The sequence below is a fragment of the Desulfofundulus australicus DSM 11792 genome, assembly GCF_900129285.1.
In the GTDB taxonomy this organism is placed as follows: Bacteria; Bacillota; Desulfotomaculia; order Desulfotomaculales; family Desulfovirgulaceae; genus Desulfofundulus; species Desulfofundulus australicus.
This window is the reverse complement of sequence record NZ_FQUW01000011.1, coordinates 1-23,028: the sequence shown is the minus strand read 5'-3', so window position 1 is coordinate 23,028 and position 23,028 is coordinate 1. Positions and strand designations below refer to the sequence as shown.

Annotated in this window: 16 protein-coding genes; 15 read left to right on the top strand and 1 reads right to left on the bottom strand. The window is 54.1% G+C overall.

Annotated features, from left to right (window positions below):
* The first annotated feature begins 11 nt into the window (after positions 1-11).
* The 11 genes from ilvN (at position 12) to glmM (ending at position 12,700) form a co-directional block, all read left to right on the top strand.
* Complete coding sequence (gene ilvN, locus BUB44_RS05135; RefSeq protein ID WP_027356889.1) at positions 12-530, top strand: acetolactate synthase small subunit; 519 nt, start codon at positions 12-14, stop codon at positions 528-530.
* Positions 531-533: 3 nt separating this feature from the next.
* Positions 534-1,529 carry a ketol-acid reductoisomerase gene (gene ilvC / locus BUB44_RS05130; RefSeq protein ID WP_027356890.1) on the top strand — a complete coding sequence of 332 codons (996 nt, stop codon included), beginning with the start codon at positions 534-536 and terminating at the stop codon, positions 1,527-1,529.
* An 81-nt stretch (positions 1,530-1,610) separates the two neighbouring features.
* Positions 1,611-3,275 carry a biosynthetic-type acetolactate synthase large subunit gene (gene ilvB / locus BUB44_RS05125; RefSeq protein ID WP_073163728.1) on the top strand — a complete coding sequence of 555 codons (1,665 nt, stop codon included), beginning with the start codon at positions 1,611-1,613 and terminating at the stop codon, positions 3,273-3,275.
* A gap of 26 nt (positions 3,276-3,301) precedes the next feature.
* Positions 3,302-4,828 carry a 2-isopropylmalate synthase gene (locus BUB44_RS05120; protein WP_073163726.1) on the top strand — a complete coding sequence of 509 codons (1,527 nt, stop codon included), beginning with the start codon at positions 3,302-3,304 and terminating at the stop codon, positions 4,826-4,828.
* Positions 4,829-4,853: 25 nt separating this feature from the next.
* Positions 4,854-6,116, top strand: a complete 1,263-nt coding sequence (gene leuC / locus BUB44_RS05115; protein ID WP_073163723.1) for a 3-isopropylmalate dehydratase large subunit — start codon at positions 4,854-4,856, stop codon at positions 6,114-6,116.
* Entirely contained in the window at positions 6,117-6,614 is a 498-nt protein-coding gene (leuD, locus tag BUB44_RS05110) for a 3-isopropylmalate dehydratase small subunit (RefSeq protein WP_073163720.1), read from the top strand.
* Complete coding sequence (gene leuB / locus BUB44_RS05105) at positions 6,611-7,696, top strand: 3-isopropylmalate dehydrogenase (protein WP_073163717.1); 1,086 nt, start codon at positions 6,611-6,613, stop codon at positions 7,694-7,696. Before leuD ends, leuB begins: the two co-directional genes overlap by 4 nt.
* A gap of 15 nt (positions 7,697-7,711) precedes the next feature.
* A complete protein-coding gene (cimA, locus tag BUB44_RS05100; RefSeq protein WP_073163714.1) occupies positions 7,712-9,280 on the top strand; it encodes a citramalate synthase in 1,569 nt (522 codons plus the stop codon).
* Positions 9,281-9,389: 109 nt separating this feature from the next.
* Positions 9,390-10,211 (top strand): diadenylate cyclase CdaA, encoded by an 822-nt coding sequence (cdaA, locus tag BUB44_RS05095; RefSeq protein WP_027356897.1) that lies wholly within the window; start codon positions 9,390-9,392, stop codon positions 10,209-10,211.
* 21 nt (positions 10,212-10,232) lie between these two features.
* Positions 10,233-11,180: a CdaR family protein gene (locus BUB44_RS05090; protein WP_073163711.1), complete on the top strand. Its 948-nt coding sequence runs from the start codon at positions 10,233-10,235 to the stop codon at positions 11,178-11,180.
* Between the two features lie 182 nt (positions 11,181-11,362).
* Positions 11,363-12,700 carry a phosphoglucosamine mutase gene (gene glmM, locus BUB44_RS05085; RefSeq protein WP_073163709.1) on the top strand — a complete coding sequence of 446 codons (1,338 nt, stop codon included), beginning with the start codon at positions 11,363-11,365 and terminating at the stop codon, positions 12,698-12,700.
* A gap of 256 nt (positions 12,701-12,956) precedes the next feature.
* Here the strand turns inward: glmM and BUB44_RS15955 are convergent, their stop codons facing one another.
* Positions 12,957-13,082 carry a hypothetical protein gene (locus BUB44_RS15955; RefSeq protein ID WP_278247934.1) on the bottom strand — a complete coding sequence of 42 codons (126 nt, stop codon included), beginning with the start codon at positions 13,080-13,082 and terminating at the stop codon, positions 12,957-12,959.
* On the opposite strand from BUB44_RS15955, the gene glmS reads away from it, so the two are divergent.
* From glmS to BUB44_RS05065, 4 genes are all read left to right on the top strand, one after another.
* Entirely contained in the window at positions 13,083-14,912 is a 1,830-nt protein-coding gene (glmS, locus tag BUB44_RS05080) for a glutamine--fructose-6-phosphate transaminase (isomerizing) (RefSeq protein ID WP_073163706.1), read from the top strand.
* 216 nt (positions 14,913-15,128) lie between these two features.
* Positions 15,129-18,002, top strand: coding sequence for an SNF2-related protein (locus tag BUB44_RS05075; RefSeq protein WP_073163703.1), 2,874 nt, complete (start codon positions 15,129-15,131; stop codon positions 18,000-18,002).
* 15 nt (positions 18,003-18,017) lie between these two features.
* Positions 18,018-21,113: a site-specific DNA-methyltransferase gene (locus tag BUB44_RS05070; protein ID WP_073163702.1), complete on the top strand. Its 3,096-nt coding sequence runs from the start codon at positions 18,018-18,020 to the stop codon at positions 21,111-21,113.
* A 12-nt stretch (positions 21,114-21,125) separates the two neighbouring features.
* A complete protein-coding gene (locus tag BUB44_RS05065; protein ID WP_073163700.1) occupies positions 21,126-22,793 on the top strand; it encodes a DEAD/DEAH box helicase family protein in 1,668 nt (555 codons plus the stop codon).
* Positions 22,794-23,028: the final 235 nt, after the last annotated feature.

The following is a 23,028-nucleotide window of genomic DNA, read 5'->3' as shown; positions in this document are numbered from 1 at the left end:
GAGGTGGTATGATGCGACACACCCTGGCGGTGCTGGTAGAAAATAATCCCGGGGTCCTGGCCCGGGTGGCCGGCCTGTTCAGCCGGCGGGGATACAATATCGACAGCCTGGCGGTGGGCCGTACCGATAACCCGGCCATCTCCCGCATGACCATAGTGGTGGAGGGGGACGACCGGGTGCTGGAGCAGGTAACCAAGCAACTGCACAAGCTAATCGATGTTATCAAGATCAGCGACATAACCGCCGACGAATACGTGGACCGGGAACTGGTGCTCATCAAGGTAAATGCCGAGCCGGAAAAGAGAGGAGAAATAATGCAAATTGCTGATATTTTCCGGGCCCGGATTGTGGATCTGGGGCGGCGCACCATGATCCTGGAGTGCACCGGCAATGAGGGCAAGATCAAGGCCTTTGAAGAATCCCTCAAGCCCTACGGGATTAAAGAACTGGTGCGTACCGGCAAAATTGCCATGCTGCGGGGTTCCCGCTATACCAATATCAATTCCAACGGTTCAAAGGAGGATGACTGAACGATGGTCAAGGTTTATTACGATAACGATGCCGATCTCAGCGTGCTGCAGGGGAAAACCATTGCCGTTCTCGGTTACGGGAGCCAGGGACACGCCCAGGCACAGAACCTGCGGGACAGCGGGTTGAACGTAATTATCGGTCTGCCCGAAACCAGCCGGAGCAGGGAGAAGGCCAGGGCCGATGGTTTTGAGGTTTATACCCCCGGTGAAGCAGCTGCCCGGGCGGATATTATCCAGGTGCTGGTACCCGATGAGGTACAGCCCCGCCTGTACCGGGAAGACATCGCCCCCCACATGACCGCGGGCAAAACCCTCATGTTCTCCCACGGCTTTAACATTCATTACGGGCAGATTGTGCCACCGGAGGAAGTAGACGTCATTATGGTGGCTCCCAAGGGGCCGGGACACATCGTACGCCGCATGTATACGGAAGGCAAGGGTGTACCCTGCCTGGTGGCGGTACACCAGAACGCCAGCGGCCGCGCCCGGGAAATGGCCCTGGCCTATGCCAAGGGGATCGGCGGGACCAGGGCCGGCGTTTTTGAGACCACGTTCCGGGAAGAGACGGAAACTGACCTCTTCGGGGAGCAGGCGGTGCTGTGCGGTGGAGTCAGCGAGCTGATCAAGGCCGGCTTCGATACCCTGGTGGAGGCCGGGTACGCTCCGGAAATGGCCTATTTTGAATGCCTGCACGAGCTGAAGCTGATTGTGGACCTGATTTACGAGGGCGGCCTGAGCTGGATGCGCTATTCCGTCAGCAATACCGCCGAGTACGGTGATTATATGGTGGGCAAGCGCATAATTAATGAAGAAACCCGCCGGGAAATGAAACGGGTGCTGCAGGAAATCCAGAGCGGCCAGTTTGCCAAGCAGTGGATTCTGGAAAACCAGGCCAACCGGCCCATGTTCAGCGCCATGCGCCGCCGGGAAGCCGAGCACCCCATTGAAAAGGTGGGAGCTGAGCTGCGCAAGATGATACCGTGGCTGCAGAAACGCTGATAGCCGGGTAGAGGGGTGGGGCCCGCCGGTGGGCCTCACCCGGTAACTCCCGGACAACGGCTGAAAAAGGGGGGAGTTGCCTTGAAGATTACCGCTGCCCAGGCCCTCGTCCGCTGCCTGGAGCTGGAAAAGGTGGATATAGTGTTCGGCTACCCCGGAGGGGCCATGCTTCCCGTGTATGACGCCCTCTATCATTCCTCCATCAAGCACGTGCTGGTTCGCCACGAGCAGGGCGCCGTGCACGCTGCAGACGGTTACGCGCGGGCTACGGGGAAGGTGGGGGTGTGCATGGCCACCTCCGGGCCGGGAGCCACCAACCTGGTGACCGGGATAGCCAATGCTTACATGGATTCGGTTCCCCTGGTGGTCTTTACCGGCCAGGTACCCACCAGCCAGGTGGGCACCGATGCCTTTCAGGAAGTGGATATAACAGGTATCACCATTCCCATAACCAAGCATAATTATCTGGTTAAAGATCCGGCCGCCCTGCCCCAGATAATCAAGAACGCCTTTCATATTGCTTCCACCGGCCGGCCGGGGCCGGTACTCATTGACCTCCCCAAAGACGTGGCCGGGGAAATGATCGATTTTTATTATCCTGAAACGGTGAGGCTCCGGGGGTATAAACCCACCTACCGGGGGCATCACAACAAGATTATCGAAGCAGCGGAATTAATCAACAGGTCGCAGCGCCCGGTGATATATGCCGGTGGCGGTATTATTAATTCGGGGGCCAGCGAGGAGCTTCTGGAGCTGGCGGAATTAATTTCTGCCCCGGTTACCAACACCTTTATGGGGCTGTCCAGCTTCCCCGGAGATCATCCCCTGTTTTTGGGTATGCTCGGCCTCCACGGGACCCGCTACGCCAACCTGGCTGTAACGGAGTGCGATTTGCTCATTGCCCTGGGAGCCAGGTTTGACGACCGGGTGACGGGCAAGCTGGCCAAATTCGCCCCCCATGCGGCGGTAATCCATGTGGACATCGACCCGGCCGAAATCGGGAAGAACGTTCCGGTGCATGTACCCATTGTGGGGGACGTGAAGCTGGTGCTGCGCGCCCTTCTGCCCCTGCTCAAGAAAACCGACCGTTCTCCCTGGCTGGATCGCATCCGGGAACTGCGGGAACTTTTCCCCTTGCGCTACAACCGTGAGGATGGCTTGAAGCCCCAGTACATCATTGAAGAACTGTACCGTCATACCGGGGGTCTGGCTACCATTGCCACCGATGTGGGCCAGCACCAGATGTGGGTGGCCCAGTATTACCGCTTTAAACGGCCGCGCGGTCTGATATCATCGGGGGGGCTGGGTACCATGGGCTTCGGCCTGCCCGCGGCAGTTGGCGCCCAGCTGGGGCTTCCCGGCCAGCAGGTCATTCTGGTTACCGGGGACGGCAGTTTCCAGATGACCATGCAGGAACTGGCTACGGTAAGGGAACAGGACCTGCCCATAAAAATATTTATGCTCAACAACCAGTCTCTGGGCATGGTGCGCCAGCTGCAGGAATATTACTGTGAAGGGCGTTACATGGCCGTGGATTTCAAATTCCACCCCGATTTCATCACCCTGGCCAGGGCTTATGATATTAAAGGCTACACCATACAGACGGAAGAAGAAGCGCGGCAGGTCATCCCCGAGGTTCTGACGGAGCCCGGCCCGGTGCTGGTCAACTGTCTGGTGAGTCCACAGGAAAAAGTTCTACCCATGGTTCCCAGCGGGTGTGGAATTGACGAAACCTTTGAAAGTTGATTCCACTTTGTTTAAGGAGGTCTTTTATGGCCCGGCGAGTGTATATTTTCGACACAACTTTAAGGGATGGAGAGCAATCTCCCGGGGTTAGCCTCAACGTGATGGAGAAACTGCAGATAGCCAGGCAGCTGGCCCGGCTGGGCGTGGACGTGATTGAAGCCGGCTTTCCCATCACTTCCCCCGGGGATTACGAGGCGGTGAAAACCATAGCCCGGGAAGTACGGGGCGTGACCGTGGCGGCCCTGGCCCGGGCCAGTTTCCAGGATATCGACCAGGCCTGGGAGGCCGTCAAGGAGGCGGAGCAGCCCCGGATCCACACCTTTATTGCCACCTCGCCCATTCACATGCGCCACAAGCTGCGCATGACGGAGGAGCAGGTGCTCGAAGCCGCTGTGGCAGCGGTGAAGCGGGCCAGGAGTTATGTTTCCGACGTGGAGTTTTCTGCCGAGGACGCCTCCCGGTCGGAGCTGGACTTCCTGTGCCGGGTGCTGGAGGCAGCCATTGCCGCCGGGGCTACGGTGGTGAATATCCCGGATACGGTGGGTTATGCCACACCCGAAGAATTCGCCCGCTTCATAAGCGAAATCCGCCAGCGGGTGCGGGGCATAGAAAAAGTGGTGCTGAGCGTGCACTGCCATGACGACCTGGGGCTGGCGGTGGCCAATTCCCTGGCGGCGGTAATGGCGGGGGCCAGCCAGGTGGAGGGAGCCATCAACGGCATTGGCGAGCGGGCGGGGAACGCCGCCCTGGAAGAGGTGGTGATGGCCCTTTACACCCGGCGGGACCAGTTCGGCTGCGAGACCGGCATCCGTACGGAAGAAATTTACCGCACCAGCCGCCTGGTTTCCACCCTCACCGGCATGCCCGTGCAGCCCAACAAGGCGGTGGTGGGGAAGAACGCCTTTGCCCACGAGTCGGGCATTCACCAGGACGGGGTGCTGAAAGAGCGTACCACTTACGAGATTATGAACCCGCAGATGGTGGGCATCAGCCAGAGCAACCTGGTTCTGGGCAAGCACTCGGGGCGGCATGCCTTCCGCCAGAGGCTCCAGGAGCTGGGCTACGAGCTGGGAGAGGAAGAGCTCAACAAGGCCTTCCAGCAGTTTAAGATCCTGGCCGATAAAAAGAAGGAAATTACCGATGCTGACCTGGAGGCCATTGTGGAGGAGGAACTGCGCCCGGTACCGGTTACCTACACCCTGGAATACCTGCACATTTCCACGGGCACGACCATAGTACCCACGGCCACCGTCGGGTTGAAAAAGGGCGACGAGCTTTTTGAGGAAGCGGCCTGCGGTAACGGGCCCGTGGACGCCATCTGCCGGGCGGTCGACAAGGTTACCGGTATACCCTGCGTGCTCAAGAGCTGGGGGATTAATGCCGTCACCTCCGGTAAGGATGCCATTGGCGAGGTTACCCTGAAAATAACCGAAAACGGTGGCAAAACTTACCTGGGCCGGGGGATCAGCACGGACATCCTGGAAGCCAGCGCCAAAGCCTACGTGAACGCAGTCAACAGGCTTCTCTGGGAGACGGGGAGGTTAAAAGAATAAAACTTTAACGAGGTGAACCTGGCATATGCCCATGACCATCACGGAAAAAATCCTGGCCGCCCACGCCGGCCTTGACCGGGTGGAGCCCGGGCAGCTGATCAACGTCCGGGTGGACCTGGCCCTGGGTAACGATATAACCGCTCCGGTGGCCATCAGGGAGTTCCAGCGCATCGGGGTGGAAAAAGTTTTTGACCGGGAGCGGGTGGTCCTGGTACCCGACCACTTCGTGCCCAACAAGGATATTAAATCGGCCGAACAGGCCAAAATCCTCAGGGATTTTGCCCGCCAGCAGCAACTGACCCACTACTATGAGGTCGGGCGCATGGGGATCGAGCACTGCCTTCTGCCGGAAGAAGGGCTGGTGGGCCCGGGAGACGTGGTGATCGGGGCCGATTCCCATACCTGCACCTACGGCGCCCTGGGGGCCTTTGCCACCGGGGTGGGCAGCACCGACCTGGCGGCGGCCATGGCCCTGGGCGAGCTGTGGCTTAAAGTTCCCGAATCAATTAAGTTTATTTATTACGGTGAACTCCAGCCCTGGGTGGGAGGTAAGGATTTAATCCTTTACACCATCGGCCAGATCGGTGTGGACGGTGCCCTCTACAGGGCCATGGAGTTCACCGGCCCGGCCATCAGTGCCCTGTCCATGGATGGGCGGCTGACCATGGCCAACATGGCCGTGGAGGCCGGGGCCAAAAACGGCATCGTACCACCCGATGAAATCACCCTCAATTACGTCAGGGGGCGGGCCAAACGGCCCTACCGGGTTTATCAAAGCGACCCTGACGCCCGGTACGCCGCGGTCTATGAATTTGATGTCAGCAAACTGGAACCCCAGGTAGCCTTCCCCCATCTGCCCTCCAATGTCCGGCCGGTGAGCGAGGCGGGGCACGTGGAGATCCAGCAGGTGGTTATCGGTTCATGCACCAACGGCCGCCTGGAAGACCTGCGCCTGGCCGCCCGGGTGCTGCAGGGCAAGAAGGTACATCCCGACGTGCGGCTGATTATTATACCGGGGACCCAGGAAATTTACCGCACCGCTTTAAAGGAAGGCCTGGTGGAAATATTTATTGAGGCCGGGGCGGCGGTGAGCACTCCCACCTGCGGCCCCTGCCTGGGCGGTCACATGGGTATCCTGGCTGCCGGGGAGCGCTGCCTGGCCACCACCAACCGCAATTTTGTCGGCCGGATGGGCCACCCGGAGAGCGAAGTGTACCTCTGTAATCCCGCGGTTGCCGCCGCCTCGGCCATTCTGGGGCGGATAGCCGCTCCCCAGGAGGTGCTGTAGATGAACCAGTTGCGCGGAAAAGCGTGGAAGTTTGGTGACGATATCGATACCGACGCCATTATCCCGGCCCGCTACCTGAACACCTCCGACCCGCAGGAACTGGCGGCTCACTGCATGGAGGACGCCGATCCTTCTTTTGCCGGGAAGGTGCAGCCGGGGGACATCATTGTGGCCGGGAAAAACTTTGGTTGCGGCAGTTCCCGGGAACACGCCCCCATTGCCATTAAAGCCGCCGGTATATCCTGTGTGATCGCCGCTTCCTTTGCCCGTATCTTTTACCGCAACGCCTTCAACATCGGCCTGCCCATCTTTGAGTCCCCGGAAGCGGCGGCAAAAATCCGGGAGGGTGACGAGGTAATGGTGGACGTGGAATCGGGAACCATTACCAACCTGACCCGCCGGGAGCAATACCGGGCCACACCGGTACCACCGTTCATGCAGGAAATTATTGCTGCCGGGGGCCTGATCAACTACGTAGCCCGGAGGTTGAAGGGATGAGATACAGGATTGCAGTTTTACCGGGGGACGGCATCGGCCCGGAAGTGACGGGGCAGGCTACCCGGGTCCTGGCCGCCGCCGGAAGACGTTTTGGATTTGAATTTTGCTTTCAGGAGGCCCTGATCGGGGGGATAGCTTACGACGCCACGGGCAGCCCCCTGCCCCGGGCCACCCTGGACCTGTGCCGGTCCAGCGATGCGGTTCTTCTGGGAGCGGTGGGGGGGCCCAGGTGGGACACCCTGCCGGTGCACCTGCGCCCCGAGGCGGGGGCCCTGCTCCCCCTGCGCAAGGAACTGAACGTGTACGCCAACCTGCGGCCGGCCGTGGTTTTCCCGGCCCTGGCCCACGCTTCCACACTGAAGCCGGAAGTGGTGGCGGGGCTGGACATCGTGGTGGTGCGGGAGCTCACCGGGGGCCTGTACTTCGGTGAGAAAAGGCGTGAAGAAATTCCCGGCGGCCAGCGGGTGGTGGAAACCCTGGTTTATACCACCGGGGAAATCCAGCGTGTGGCCAGGCGGGCTTTTGAACTGGCCCGGAGGAGAAGGAAAAAGCTTACTTCGGTGGATAAGGCCAACGTGCTGGAAAGCTCCCGCCTGTGGCGGGAAGTGGTATCCGAACTGGCCCGCGAGTACCCCGACGTGGAACTCAATCACATGCTGGTGGATAACTGCGCCATGCAGCTGGTGCGGAACCCCAGGCAGTTTGATGTGCTGCTTACAGAAAACCTCTTTGGCGACATTTTAAGCGACGAAGCCGCCCAGCTCACCGGTTCCCTGGGTATGCTGCCTTCGGCCAGCCTGGGCGACGGTGTGGCCCTGTACGAGCCGGTACACGGTTCTGCCCCGGACATTGCCGGCAAGCAGCTGGCCAATCCCATTGCTGCCATCCTCTCCGGCGCCCTGATGCTGCGCCATTCCTTCGGGCAGGAAGAGGCGGCCCTGGCCATTGAGCGGGCGGTGGCCGCGGTGCTGGATCAGGGTTACCGTACGGCCGATATCATGGAACCGGGTAAATGCCGGGTAACCACTGTGGAAATGGGCCGGCTGATTGCCGGGATGGTGGAAAGGGGCGAGCCTGTCTAAGGGGGAGAGAAAACCATGGCGGTAGTGGAAATTTACGATACCACCCTGCGGGACGGCTCCCAGGGGGAAGGCGTTTCCTTTTCCGCGGAGGATAAGGTTAAGATTGCCCTCAGGCTTGATAAAATGGGCTTTCACTTTGTGGAAGGCGGCTGGCCCGGCTCCAACCCCAAGGATATGGCTTTTTTCCAGCGTATCAAAAACTACCGTCTGTCCTGCGCCCGCATTGCCGCCTTTGGCTCCACCCGCAAGCCCGGCGTTCCGGTGCAGGAAGATGCAAACATCCGGTGTATTCTGGCAGCCGGTGTTTCCACGGCCACAATATTTGGAAAAAGCTGGGACCTGCATGTGACCAGGGCGCTGGGGACCACCCTGGAAGAAAACCTGGCCATGATTGAAGATACGGTGGGTTACCTGAAGAGCCGCGGGCTGATGGTTATCTACGATGCGGAACACTTTTTCGACGGCTTTAAGGCCAACGCCGAATATGCCCTGGCCACCCTGAAAGCGGCTGTGCGCGGGGGGGCCGACCGGGTGGTCCTGTGTGACACCAACGGGGGAAGCCTTCCGGAAGAAATTGCGGCCATCGTGAAAAGGGTCCGGGGCGAACTTCCCACCGCCCTGGGCATCCACTGCCACAATGACTGTGAGCTGGCCGTGGCCAATTCCCTGGCGGCGGTGCAGGCCGGTGTCACCCACGTACAGGGAACCATCAACGGTTACGGGGAGCGCTGCGGCAACGCCAACCTCTGTTCCATCATACCCAACCTTACCTTTAAATACGGGTATGAAACCATTCCCCGGTCTTCCCTGGCCCAGCTCACCGAATTATCCCGCTATGTGAGCGAGCTGGCCAACCTGCACCCCAACACCCACCAGCCTTACGTGGGGGCCAGCGCCTTTGCCCATAAGGGCGGGGTTCATGTCAGCGCCATCCTGAAGGACCCCCGGACCTACGAGCACATCGATCCGGCGCTGGTGGGTAACCGGCGGCGTGTGCTGGTCTCCGAGTTGAGCGGGCTGTCCAACCTTTTATACAAATTGAAGGAACTCAACTTCAACCTGGACGCCAGCCAGGAGGATACCCGCCGCTTCCTGGAGGAAATTAAAGAGCTGGAAAATCAGGGGTACGTGTTTGAAGGCGCCGAGGGATCCTTCGAGCTGCTCCTCCGCCGGGCGTACCATAACTACCGGCCTCCCTTCAAACTGGAGAGCCTGCGGGTTATCATTGAACTAAAAGAAAACAGCCCGGTATATTCCGAGGCCATCATTAAAATGACCGTGGGTGATGAGGTGGTCCATACGGCCGCGGAGGGTAACGGCCCGGTAAACGCCCTGGACAATGCCCTGCGTAAAGCGCTGGAAATTTTCTACCCCGATATCCGGCGCATGCAGCTAACTGACTACAAGGTGCGGGTGCTGGATGAAAAGGACGGCACGGGAGCGGTGGTGCGGGTGCTCATTGAAACCGGGGACGGCGAGCGTTCCTGGGGCACCGTGGGGGTGTCTACCAACATCATAGAGGCAAGCTGGCAGGCCCTGGCGGACAGCATTGCCTACGGGTTGCTCAAGAATAATGAAAAGTAACGCGGGCGCTCTCTATCTTCGGGGGCGCTCCTTTATTTACAGTTATAAAAAGGTTATAATTTGTTCATGGATTTGATTACATACACGGGGAGAGCGGGGGGAGCAGAAATTGCTGGAGCAGCTTAAGTCCCTGAACCTGGATTTGTTCAACCTGACCAGTATCATTGATATTCTCATAGTGGCCCTTGTTTTGTACCGGTTAATACTGCTGATCAAAGGTACCCGGGCGGTACAGCTGCTCAAAGGCCTGGCCGTTCTGCTGGTGGCTACGGCCCTGAGCAGCTGGCTGCATTTATACACCATTCACTGGCTGCTGCAGCAGGCCATGACGGCCCTGGTGGTCGCCCTGCCCATAGTTTTTCAACCCGAACTGCGCCGGGCCCTGGAAAAGCTGGGGGAGGGCCGGTTTTTAACCAGTTCCCTCATCTACCAGGGTGAAGCGGACCGCTCCCGGACCATCAGCCAGGTGGTGCGGGCGGCCAGCCTCCTGTCCCGCCAGCGCATCGGGGCCCTCATTGTTCTGGAGCGGGCCACCGGCCTGGAAGAATACATCGACACGGGCATTAAGATTGATGGCCTGGTAACGGCGGAGCTGCTGCTCAATATTTTTGAACCCAATACACCCCTGCACGACGGGGCGGTAATTATCCGGGGCGACCGGGTAGCCTCGGCGGCCTGCCTGCTGCCCCTGACTGAAAGCCCCGATGTGGCTACCGGGCTGGGTACCCGCCACCGGGCGGGAATTGGCATAACGGAAGTCTCCGATGCCCTGGCCGTAATTGTTTCCGAAGAAACGGGGATTATTTCCCTGGCCGTGGAGGGTGTGCTGGCCAGAAACCTGGACGAGCGTGCTCTGGCCGACCGGCTGGCCGGGGCGCTCCAGCCGCAGAAGGAGCGCTCCCTGGCCTTCCTGTGGTTCCGCAAACAGTAGGATTCCCGGAGGTGTTCCCTGTTGCCCCGCTTGAACTGGCGCAATTTCTCCCTGCAAATTCTCTCCCTGCTCATGGCCCTGATCCTGTGGGTTTACGTAACCAATGAACAGAACCCCATCGAAGAACGGACCTTTAATGTCCCCCTGCAGGGGCGGGGGATACCCGAGGGCTTCCAGGTTACCGGCCTGCCGTCAACGGTGAGCGTTCAGGTCCAGGGCAGCCGGAGCCAGCTGGTTACCCTGACGCCGGGTGACTTCCAGGCGGCGGTGGATCTTTCCGGAATTGCCCGGGGGGAAAACGAGCCGGCGGTAACTGTGAATGCCCCGCCCGGCATCCGGGTGCTCAGGGTCCTGCCGCCGCGGGTGCGGGTGCACGCGGACAGGATAGTGGAAAAGGAGGTCCCGGTGGAGGTAACCTTCAAGGGCCAGCCTGCCGCCGGTTACAGCGTCCAGGCCGCCACGGTGGACCCGCCGCTGGTGCACCTGAAGGGACCGGAGCGGCTGGTCAAAACCATTGGCCGGGTGACGGCAAGTGTTAATGTGCAGGGTGCCAGCGGGGCGGTGGAAAGGTCGGTTACCCTGACCGGCCTGCCCGGGGAGGTCAGCGCCTTTCCTCCCGTGGTAAAGGTGGTTGTTTCCATCCTGGCCCTGCCGGCCAGAGAAGTGCCGGTGGAGCCCCGGGTAAGGGGAACCCCGGCGGATGGCTACCGGGTGGAGGAGGTTCTGGTGGAGCCCGGTTCAGTCCAGGTTCTGGCGCCGGCTCCGGTACTGGAAGGTGTGCAGAGGGTCAGCACCGCTCCCCTGGATATCAATGGGGCCAGCCAGGACGTGGTGCGCAGGGTCAGCCTGGTCGCTCCCGGCAGCGGTATAATCCTGCGCCCCCGGGAAGTCCAGGTTACGGTACGCCTGTCCCCCCTCCCGGAAAACCCGCCGGCAAGCACGGAACCGGAGGAGCAAAAACAGGACTGAAAAGCACGGGCAAACCTGGATATTTTTTACCGGGGCCGGTTGCGGGCCGGAAATTGCCCCGGATCATATTATGTTTTATGAGCCCGGGATATCTGGTAAAAAATTGACCTGCCCGGTGGCTGCAGGTATAATAAACTGTGTTTGGACGTGATCTCTGTCGAGCATGAAAGGAGATTCTGACCATGGGAGCAATATTCGGTACCGACGGTGTCCGGGGAGTGGCCAACCGTGAGCTTACCCCGGAACTGGCCCTGAAACTGGGCCGGGCGGGGGCATATGTTCTTTCCCGGGGCCTGCCGGGGGCGAGCCTGGTGGTGGGCTGGGATACCCGCATTTCCTCCGATATGCTGGAGGCCGCCCTCACGGCCGGGATATGCTCGGCCGGGGTTAATGTTCTCAAGGTGGGGGTAATGCCCACGGCGGCCATCGCCTATCTCACCAGGGCCCTGGGTGCCGCCGGGGGAGCGGTCATATCTGCTTCCCACAATCCCATGGATGACAACGGGATCAAGTTTTTCGGGGCCAGCGGTTACAAGCTGTCCGATGCAATGGAAGAGAAAATCGAACAGCTGCTTTCCAATACCGCCTGCATTCCCGCTCCCGTGGGAGCAGGGGTGGGTCGTATCTTCCCGGTTGCTGATGCGGCAGACCGCTATATAGCCTTTTTGAAGGATACCGTATCGTGCGACTTTTCCGGTTTGAAAGTGGTGGTGGACTGCGCCAACGGGGCCGCCTCCCGGATAGCCCCCCGGGTGCTGGCCGAACTGGGTGCGGAAGTTATCCCCATCTTCAATACCCCCGATGGAGTGAATATTAATGCCGGCTGCGGTTCTACCCATCCGGCTGCCCTGCAGGAGGCGGTGGTGGAATACGGCGCCCACCTGGGCCTGGCCCATGACGGGGATGCGGACCGGGTAATTGCCGTGGACGGCCGGGGCAACCTGGTGGACGGTGACCAGATTATGGTTATCCTGGCCCGGGCCCTCCAGAAGAAGGGCCGGCTGGCCAGGGATACCGTGGTGGTTACGGTAATGAGCAACCTGGGGCTGGACCTGGCCCTGGAAAAGAGCGGTATCCGGGTGCTGAAAACCCGGGTGGGGGACCGTTACGTCCTGGAGGAGCTGCTGCGCTCGGGGGCCACCTTTGGCGGTGAGCAAAGCGGTCACATCATCATGCTGGATTACAACACTACCGGTGATGGTATTTTAACCGCCCTGCAGCTTTTGCAGGTCGTCCGCGAGACGGGAGCGACCCTGCAGGAACTGGCGGCCCAGATGGAAAAACTTCCCCAGTTGCTGGAGAACGTCCGGGTTACCGATAAGGAAAAGGTGATGGGCAGCCCGGAACTGGCCCGGGCCATCCGGGAGCAGGAAGAGCGTTTGGGCGGACAGGGGCGCATCCTGGTGCGCCCGTCGGGCACCGAACCTCTGGTGCGGGTGATGGTGGAGGGCCGGGATATGGAACTCCTGCGGTCCATTGCCGGCGAACTGGTGGAAGTTATCCACAGGGTTTCTTTTTAAGGCTTAAAGGTTTTCTTGAAAGGGGGGATGCCGGGACTTTACCGGAAAACTGAAAATTAAAGCGCCAGAACCCGGAAATTGCCGGTCAGCCAGTTAGTTTAAAGGATGTTTCCGGGTTGACGAGGTGGGAGTTTATCGAAGTTTTCGGCGGATGCTCCCCGGTTGGCCACGACCGTGAACGACACTACAAAACCGGCCGGCAACGGCCGGGACAAAGGGTGTCCGGTGGCATGAGGGTAGAAGGCCGTTTTACCCATTACTCCTGTTCCAGGAGGGCAGGAGCAGGTACCAGGGACTTTTCCTGGTTTTCTGCCGGGGGCCTTTCTTGCACCCCGGCATTTCTAATTACTGGATCAATACCTTGCTGCTGGAGGTTTTTCATATGTGTGGCATCGTTGGCTATACCGGCCCCCGGCGGGCCGTACCCATACTTCTCGGCGGGCTGGCCAGGCTGGAATACCGTGGTTACGATTCGGCCGGCATTGCCGTTCTGGAAAACGGGGTTATTGAAGTATACAGGCGGGCGGGCAAGCTGGCCGGCCTGGCGGAAATGCTGCGGGATCACAACGGGCAGGCGCATACCGGTATCGGGCACACCCGCTGGGCCACCCACGGCGGACCTTCGGATACCAATGCCCACCCCCACATTGATTGTTCCGGGCGTTTTGCCGTGGTGCACAACGGGATTATCGAGAACTACCTGGAGTTGAAGGAATGGCTGGCTTCCCGGGGCCACCGGTTTGCTTCCGAAACCGATACGGAGGTGCTGCCCCACCTGGTGGAACACTTTTACCGGGGGGACCTGGTAGAGGCGGTACGCCGGGTGGTGGAACGCATCCGGGGTTCCTACGCCATGGTGGTGCTGGCCGCCGGCGAGCCGTATAAGCTGGTGGCCGTGCGCCAGGACAGCCCCCTGGTGGTGGGCCTCGGGCAGGGCGAAAATTTCCTGGCATCCGATATTCCGGCCCTGCTGGCCCATACCCGGCGCACATACATCCTGGACGATGGCGAGATGGCCGTACTGACACCGGAAGAGGTGAGGGTTTTCAACCGGCACGGTGAACCGGTGGAAAAACGGGTCTTTGAAGTAAAGTGGGAAGCGGCCCAGGCCGAAAAGAACGGCTTTGCCCACTTTATGCTGAAGGAGATCCACGAGCAGCCCCGGGCCCTGCGGGATACCTTGAAGGGCCGCCTGGCCGGTGACGATTCGGCGGTGGTGCTCAAGGAGCTGGGGCTTGATGATGAAAAGTTAAAGACCCTGCACAAAATATTTATCACCGCCTGCGGCACCGCCTATCACGCCGGCCTGGTGGGCAAGTATGTCATCGAACAGCTGGCCCGCGTACCGGTGGAGGTGGATATCGCTTCCGAATTCCGCTACCGCCAGCCCCTTGTTGATGAAAACTCGCTGGTGATAGTGATCAGCCAGTCCGGTGAAACGGCAGATACCCTGGCGGCTTTAAGGGAAGCAAAGCGCCTGGGTGCCCCGGTGCTGGCCGTGACCAACGTGGTGGACAGCTCCATTGCCCGGGAAGCCGACCACGTGCTCTATACCTGGGCCGGCCCCGAGATCGCCGTGGCCTCCACCAAAGCCTATACCACCCAGCTGGTGGCCATGTACCTGATTGCCCTGCACCTGGCCACGGTACGGGGCACCATTACCCTTGAGGAGAGGCGGGCGATCATCAGGGAGTTGAAACAGCTGGACAGCCGGGCGGAACTGATCCTGGGCAACGGCCACGTGATCAAGGACCTTGCCCGGATGTACGGCAGGGCCGAGGATGTCTTCTTCATCGGCCGGGGCCTGGACCACGCCGTGGCCCTGGAGGGTTCCCTCAAGCTGAAGGAGATCTCCTATATACACGCAGAAGCCTACGCCGCCGGGGAATTGAAGCACGGCACCCTGGCCCTGATTGAAAAGGGCGTGCCGGTGGTCGCCCTGGCCACCCAGAAGAACCTCTTTGAAAAGACCTTGAGCAACATCAAAGAGGTGAAGGCCCGGGACGCCACGGTAATCGCCCTGGCCATGGAGGGGCAGAAGGAACTGGAAAAGGTGGCCGACCACGTGCTCTACATCCCGCCCACCAACCCCGTCCTGGCCCCCGTGCTGGCCGTGATCCCCCTGCAGCTCCTGGCCTACCAGATGGCCGTGGTCAGGGGCTGCGACGTGGACCAGCCCCGCAACCTGGCCAAGAGCGTGACGGTGGAGTAGGGGGCAGGGTTAATTGTTTCGTTGTAATTCCCATTTATACATTCTCTCCTTGCAAAAAAAGTGATTCCGATTGGAAGTGAATTAGGAAAAGGGACTAAGGGGTAAAGGCACAAGGAATAAAAAGGGATAAGTGCAAAGTCTTATAAATGCAGGGCTTACACCACTTATCCCTTTTCTCCTTGATTCAGCCTCTCTGGAAATTTTGGGGGATAAAAAATGATTACGGAATACCATGCCAAATATTATGCCAATGAGCTTGTCAGGCGCGCCGCACATGGAGATATAGATAAAATATCTGCCGCTTTATTTGACGCTGCTGTTGATATAAATCCCCATCAAATCGAAGCGGCATTGTTTGCTTTCAAGTCTCCTCTATCCAAAGGAGTGCTGCTTGCCGATGAAGTGGGACTTGGCAAGACAATTGAAGCTGGGCTTGTTTTGTGCCAGTATTGGGCGGAAAGAAAAAGGCGGCTTCTTGTCATTTGCCCTTCTTCGCTCCGCAAACAGTGGAGCCTGGAACTAAAGGAGAAGTTTAACCTACCAAATGTGATTTTGGAGACCAAAAACTACAACCAGGAAAAGAAAATGGGAAAAACCATGCCTTTTGAGCAGGACAGCATCGTAATAACCTCCTTCAACTTTGCCAGCAGCAAAAAAACCGATCTGAAATCTGTTCAGTGGGATTTGGTGGTTATAGATGAAGCTCATAAACTGCGTAATGTATACAGATCCAGCAACCGTACTGGGCAGAACCTGAAATGGGCGCTGGAAGGCAGAAAAAAACTGCTTCTTACTGCTACCCCATTACAAAATTCACTTTTGGAACTTTACGGGCTGTCGACCTTGATCAGCGACCATATTTTCGGCGACATTAAGGCATTCAGAGAGAATTATGTGAATGACGGCAATCTTGAAGAGCTGAAAGAAAGGCTTAAAACTTTTTGCAAAAGGACTTTGCGTAGCCAGGTGCTTGAATATATAAGATATACGGAACGGCATCCGTTAACGCAAAAATTCAGGGCAACCGATGAGGAACAGGAACTGTACGAGGCAATATCTGCTTTCCTACAGCGGGAGGATACCTACTCGATCCCCAAGAGCCAGCGTACCCTCACCACCCTTATCCTGCGCAAACTTCTTGCTTCCTCTTCACGGGCGGTAGAACAAACTCTTGAAACAATCAGGGACAGGCTTTTGGATATAAAAAAGGGGATTATCAGGGACCTTAATCTGGAAGACCTGATGGATGAGGATCAGGCAATCCTTGCGGAAGAAGACAGGGATGAACTGGAAATGGATGAAGAAGGTGCGGAAGAATCAGCGGTGGAAAGTTGCGAAGAAACCATTGACCTTAAAAAAATAGATGCGGAGATTGCAGAAGTTGAAAGATTCATTTCCATGGCAAGAGGGATTCGTGTTGATACCAAGTCCAAAGCCCTTTTAAAAGCATTGGAGGTAGGCTTTCGGAAGATGGAGGAGCTTGGAGCCAAGCGAAAAGCCCTGATTTTTACCGAATCCCGCAGGACGCAGGACTACCTGAAGCAATTCCTTGAAGCAAACGGGTATAAAGGGAAGATCGTCCTTTTCAACGGTTCCAACTCCGATAAGGAATCTACGGAAATTTATAAGGAATGGTGCAAGAAAAATGAAGGTACAGGTAGGATCAGCGGCTCTCGCGTGGCGGACAAGCGGGCAGCTCTGGTGGAATATTTCCGTGATCATGCCGAAATCATGATTGCTACCGAGTCGGCTGCCGAAGGCGTAAACCTGCAGTTTTGTTCCTTGGTGGTAAACTACGACCTGCCGTGGAACCCCCAGCGGATTGAGCAGCGGATTGGCCGCTGCCATCGTTACGGGCAGCAGCATGACGTCGTTGTTATCAATTTCCTCAACGAGCGCAACGAGGCGGATTGCAGGGTGTACCAACTGTTGGAGGAAAAATTCAATCTGTTTAACGGTGTATTCGGGGCTTCGGACGCTGTATTGGGTTCCATAGAATCAGGCGTGGATTTCGAAAGAAAAATTCTCAAGATATACCAGCAGTGCCGCACTCCAAAGGAAATTGAGGAAGCCTTCAAGGCCCTCCAGGCGGAAATGGAAGAAAAAATCAAGTCCAAAATGGACAGAGCAAGGACGGTGCTTTTGGAAAACTTTGACGAGGATGTCCATCAAAGGCTGCGGTTTGAATTGGAGGCTACCTCCAGCCGACTGGACAGGTTTGAAAAAATGTTCTGGCAGTTGACCAGGTTTATTTTAAAAGACGATGCTGATTTTGACGATAGCGCTTTAAGTTTTTATTTAAAAAAGCCTTACGGCAACCTGACCGAAGCGGGTAAGTATTACCTGGTATCTAAAAAGCGCAAGGATATGGAGGGACGGATAATATATCGTCTTTCACACCCGCTGGGCGAGCATGTATTGGAAAGGGGCTTAAACCTGCTTACCCCACCAGCAAAAGTAAGGTTTGATATTACTAATCATCCAGTAAAAATCAGTGTAGTTGAGCAGCTCAAGGGACAGACAGGCTACATGATCCTCACAAAACTGACCATTCAGTCCTTTGACAAAGAGGAGTACCTGTTATTCAGCGGTTTCACAGCTTCTGGCGAGCCGCTTGATCAGGAAATCTGCGAAAAAATAATGCTGTGCCAGGGGCAGGTCATGGAAAGAAAAAACTTGCCAGCCTTTGCGGTTCAAAAGCTGCTCCAGGAATCCGAAAGGTTTTGTGAGGCGACGGTCAGCCGAGTGATGGAAGCCAACAACAAATTCTTTAAAGAGGAGCAGGAACGGCTGCAGAAGTGGGCGGACGATCTTATACAGGCTTCCGAAAAGGAACTGGAGGATATCAAGGTTCGGCTGCGGGAATTGAACCGCCAGGCGAGACTTGCCACTACAACAGAAGAGCAGCACAGGATACAGCTTCAGATTGCCGAAATCGAAAAGCAAAAGAAGGCAAAGCGCCGCAGAATTTTCGAGGTGGAGGATGAAATCCTTGAGAAGAGGGATGCCCTTATTAAAGACCTTGAAATGAAAATGATGCAGAAGGTAGAAAAGGAAACCCTTTTTATGATCGAATGGGAAATAATTTAGGGAGAGTGGAAGAGCATGAGCAGAAGCTACGAAAAACTGATCATGCTTTTAAAACAAATGTTTCAAATGGATCAGGCCGATCTTGATTTTGGAATTTACAGGATCATGAATTACAAGAGAAAGGAAATTGAAAAATTCCTCAATGAAGACCTGCTGCCCCAGGTACGTACCCAACTGGAGAAATACGTTTCCGCCAAACAAAAGAGCCTCAAAAAGGATCTGGAGGAATTAAAAAAGACTCTTGATGAAACAGGAGTGGTTTATGAAAGCAGTGCCAAATACATGGCGCTGAAAAGCCAGCTTGAATCTGGCATGGATCTGGAAAAAATCGAAGATGAAGTGTATTCCCACCTGACGGACTTTTTCAGCCGCTATTATAATAACGGGGACTTTATTTCCCAGCGCCGCTACAAACAGGGTGTATATGCCATACCCTACGAAGGAGAAGAAGTTAAGCTCTACTGGGCTAATGCCGACCAGTATTACATTAAAACGGCAGAATACTTCAGGGACTATACTTTTACCCTGCCTGACGGCAAAAGAGTACATTTCAAGCTGGTGGAGGCATCTACTGAGAAGGACAACAACAAGCCACCTGAAAACAAGGAGCGCAGGTTTGTCCTCTATCAGGATGAGCCAGTGAAAGTGGAAAACGGCGAACTTATTATCCAGTTTGAGTACAAAGTGCATGAAAGCAAACAAAAAGATTTAAACGATGAAGCAATTAAAAAAGTTATTGAGATTTTTAATAGAGGTAAAGGTACTTATTCCCCGTTTTTAGGCATTTTTACGCCAAGCCCGACTGAGGCAAATCCCAAGAGAACGCTTTTGGAAAAGCACTTAAATGACTACACTGCCCGAAACACCTTTGACTATTTCATCCATAAGGATTTGGGCGGCTTTTTGCGCAGGGAGCTGGACTTCTATCTTAAAAACGAAGTTATGTTCCTGGATGACCTGGATACCGAACGTGAAGTAAGAATTGAGCAGTACATTACCAAAATCAAGGTAATCAAGAACATAGGGTATAAGATTATCGCTTTCCTTGAGCAGCTGGAAAACTTCCAGAAAAAGCTTTGGCTTAAAAAGAAGTTTGTGGTACAGACCGACTACTGCATTACGCTGGACAGAATAGATGAGGAATTTTATCCAGAGATTGCGGCAAACAGGGCGCAGGTTGAAGAATGGAAAAAGCTTTTTTCCATAGATGAGCTTGAGGGGTACAGCGAGCCTTTGACGGTGGAGTTTTTGAAGACAAACCCGTACCTTGTGCTGGATACTGCCTTTTTTGGGGAGGAGTTTAAAGAGAGGCTGATTGAGAGTATAGATAATATAGACGAAAAAACTGATGGATTGCTTATAAAAAGCGAGAATTTCCAGGCGTTGAATTTGCTGCTTGAGAGGTATAAGGAACAGGTTAAGTGCGTTTATATTGATCCGCCATATAATACGAAATCTAGCGAAATTATGTATAAAAATAATTATAAACATTCATCATGGTTATCTCTAATGTACGATAGAATAAAAATAAGTAAGTTATTATTAGTTGACGACTTTGTATACATTATTGCTATAGATGAAACTGAGCAAGAATTATTAGGACAGCTTATAAATAATATTTTTCCCACAAATAAAAAAGTTTGTATATCCATTGTTCATAATCCAAGAGGTCAGCAAGGGAAAAATATTTCTTATACTCATGAATTTGCTTATTTTATATATCCTAGTGATGAAAAAAAATATATTGCAGATATTTCAAGAGATGAGATAGATTCGAGAAACCTCCGTGATAGTGGAACGGAATCTGATAGAACTGATGCGGCAACATGTTTTTATCCATTTTTTGTAAAAGATAATAAAATTATAGGGGTTGGTAATGTGCCTGATGATGATTTTCATCCGAATTCTCCAAACATAATAAGGGAAGATGGAGTTGTTGAAATATGGCCGATTGATGATAATGGACGAGAAAAGAAATGGAGATATTCTATTAATTCTGTTTCAAATATATTTGACAAATTAGAAGTTAAAAAAGGACGAAAATATTTACAAATAATTTTTAATAAAGACACAGGCACAATGAAATCTTTATGGGCAGATGCAAAATATGATGCAAGTGAATATGGTACAAAAGTTATTCAAGACATTTTAGGAGTTGAGACTGCAGCTTTATTTTCATATCCTAAATCACTATATACAGTTAAAGATGCTTTATATGCAGGAGTTTTTGAAAATAATAAAGCAATTATATTAGATTTCTTTGCAGGCTCAGGCACTACTGGTCATGCAGTAATAAACCTCAATAGAGAAGATGGAAGTAATCGCAAGTACATCCTTGTGGAAATGGGGGAATACTTTGATACTATTTTAAAGCCGAGGATACAGAAGGTCATATACTCCAAGGACTGGAAAGATGGCAAGCCAGTGTCCCGTGAAGGTATCAGCCACATGTTCAAATACATGAAGCTGGAGTCTTACGAGGATGCTTTGAACAACCTGGAAATCAGAAGAAGCGAAGATCAGCAGATGGTGCTTGATCTAAGCAGGGATCTTAGGGAGCAATATATTCTTTCCTACATGCTGGACAAGGAAACCGAGGGCAGCATGTCGCTCCTTAATGTCGACCAGTTTGCCAATCCCTTTAACTACAAAATGAAAATTGCAAACGGCCTGGAAACAAAGGAGACTGCTGTTGACCTGGTAGAAACCTTCAACTATCTTTTAGGGCTGGTGGTTACAAGAATTGACGCTAAAAAGAGCTTTAACACTGAACTTGATGAAACAAGTGACATACCAGGGGCCGTAAGGCTTATATCCGCCAAAGACGGCAAAGGGGAATACACCTTCAAGGAAGTGGAAGGTCATACCCTGTTGGGAGATAAGGTGCTCATCATCTGGCGCACCCTTACTGGTGACATTGCCAAGGACAATGCTGTTTTAGATGCATATTTCAAAAAGAAAAAGTACAATACTCAAGACTTTGAATATGACCGCATCTACGTAAATGGCGACAATAACCTGCAAAACATGAAGCAGGAAGGCGAACGCTGGAAGGTGCTGCTCATCGAGGAAGAATTCAAACGCCTGATGTTTGATGTGCAGGATGTTTAAGGGGGTGGGCAAATGGCAGCAAGAAAACAGACAAAAAAGAAAGAGGCTCCCTCTTTAAAATTCTACAAAAAATTGGTGCTGAACCAGTACATGCTGAAACTCTTCGGAGTCGATTCCTTCGAGGAACTTGCGGAAGAAATGAAGCAAGTAGAGGACGAAGGTTATGATGAAAGCAACAGCACCTATTACTGCCGGGTACTTATAGATAAATTTGCAGGCAAGTGTGCTATTCCGCCTGGTAAGCTGCTGCAGTATGATGATAATATTGTCCGCCATACAATGCGCATCTCCGGAAAGCGGCAGCAGCCTATAAGGTGGAAATATTTTCAGTACCTGTCTTTGCTGTTTTCCGAGATCTACCTTGACAGGTATTTTGCAGACAGCGAAAAGCTTCGGGAGGAATTGAATGACTATATAAGGATTTTTAACAGCAATAAAGGAACTGCCGATAAAATCGATGAATATAAGCCTTCAGATCTTAACAAAATAGCTTTTTGGAACGCTACAGGATCGGGTAAGACCCTGATTATGCACGTAAATATTCTCCAGTACATGCATTATTTAAAGGCATACGGTAGGGAAAAAGAGATAAACAGGATAATCCTTCTTACTCCCAACGAAGGGTTGTCCAGGCAGCACCTTCGGGAGCTGGAGCTTTCAGGGCTTCCTGCCGAGCTTTTTGATAAAAACAGAGGAGGGTTATTGGTCAGCAGTGACAGAAAAATAGAAATAATTGACATTCACAAACTAAAAGATGAAGCCAAGGAAAAGACTGTTGCTGTCGAGTCCTTTGAACGGAATAACCTTGTCCTGGTGGACGAAGGCCATAGGGGAAGCAGCGGCAAGGACTGGAAACAGAAAAGGGACACTTTATGCGAACAGGGATTTTCCTTTGAGTATTCCGCCACCTTCGGGCAGGCTGTCAAAAATGACCCGAAACTTACCCAGGAATATGCCAAGTGCATCATTTTTGACTATTCTTACAGGTACTTCCACGGTGACGGCTACGGAAAGGATTATAACATCCTGAACCTTGCCGATGACAGTGATAAGGACAGGCGCGAACTTTACCTTACAGCGTGCCTGATGGTGTTTTACCAGCAGCTGAAAATATATGAAGAAAACAGGAAGACACTTGCACCGTTCCTGATTGAAAAGCCTCTCTTAGTCTTTGTGGGTGGAACCGTTAACGCCGTCAGGACTGAGAACAAAAAGAACGTGTCTGATGTAGTAGATATACTGCTTTTCTTCGCTGACTTTATCAAGAACGAAGGGAACAAAACTGTAGATAACATCGCCAGGTTGCTTAGCGGTAACCCTGGCCTTTTGGACAGCAAAAACAGAGAGATTTTCAGAGACAGTTTCTTTTACATCAAAGGTAAGGGTATGTCGGCAGACATAGTCTATATGGACATGCTCAAGCTCATCTTCAATGGAGCCGTACCTGGGGCTGGGCTGCACATCGAAAGCCTCAAAGGAACGGACGGCGAAATCGGGCTGCGGGTTGGAGACGCAGAAGATTACTTTGGATGCATTAATGTCGGGGATGACAGCAAACTCATTAAACTTTGCGAAGACAATGGATTAAATACAGGTGTAGATTTTCAAATTGATTCGGGAAAAATCTTCAAATTAAATTGGGGCAACCAACTGGTGGAACAAAGGAAATTCTCATTTTAAACCGGTAATCATAAAAATAATTTTTAAATTCCGCTGGCATTTCCATCGAAAACCCAAAAAAGAAAAACCGGCTACCCGAAAGAGGCAGCCGGTGGTAATACCGCTCAAAACCGGTTAAACGGATATTTTTTCTTAAGGGCCAGAATTTCCGCCCGTGCTTCCAGCAACTTTTCTCTGAACACGGCAGCAAACCAGGCCGGCCGGTTTCTGGTCGGCGGATACGTTCTGGCTTTAT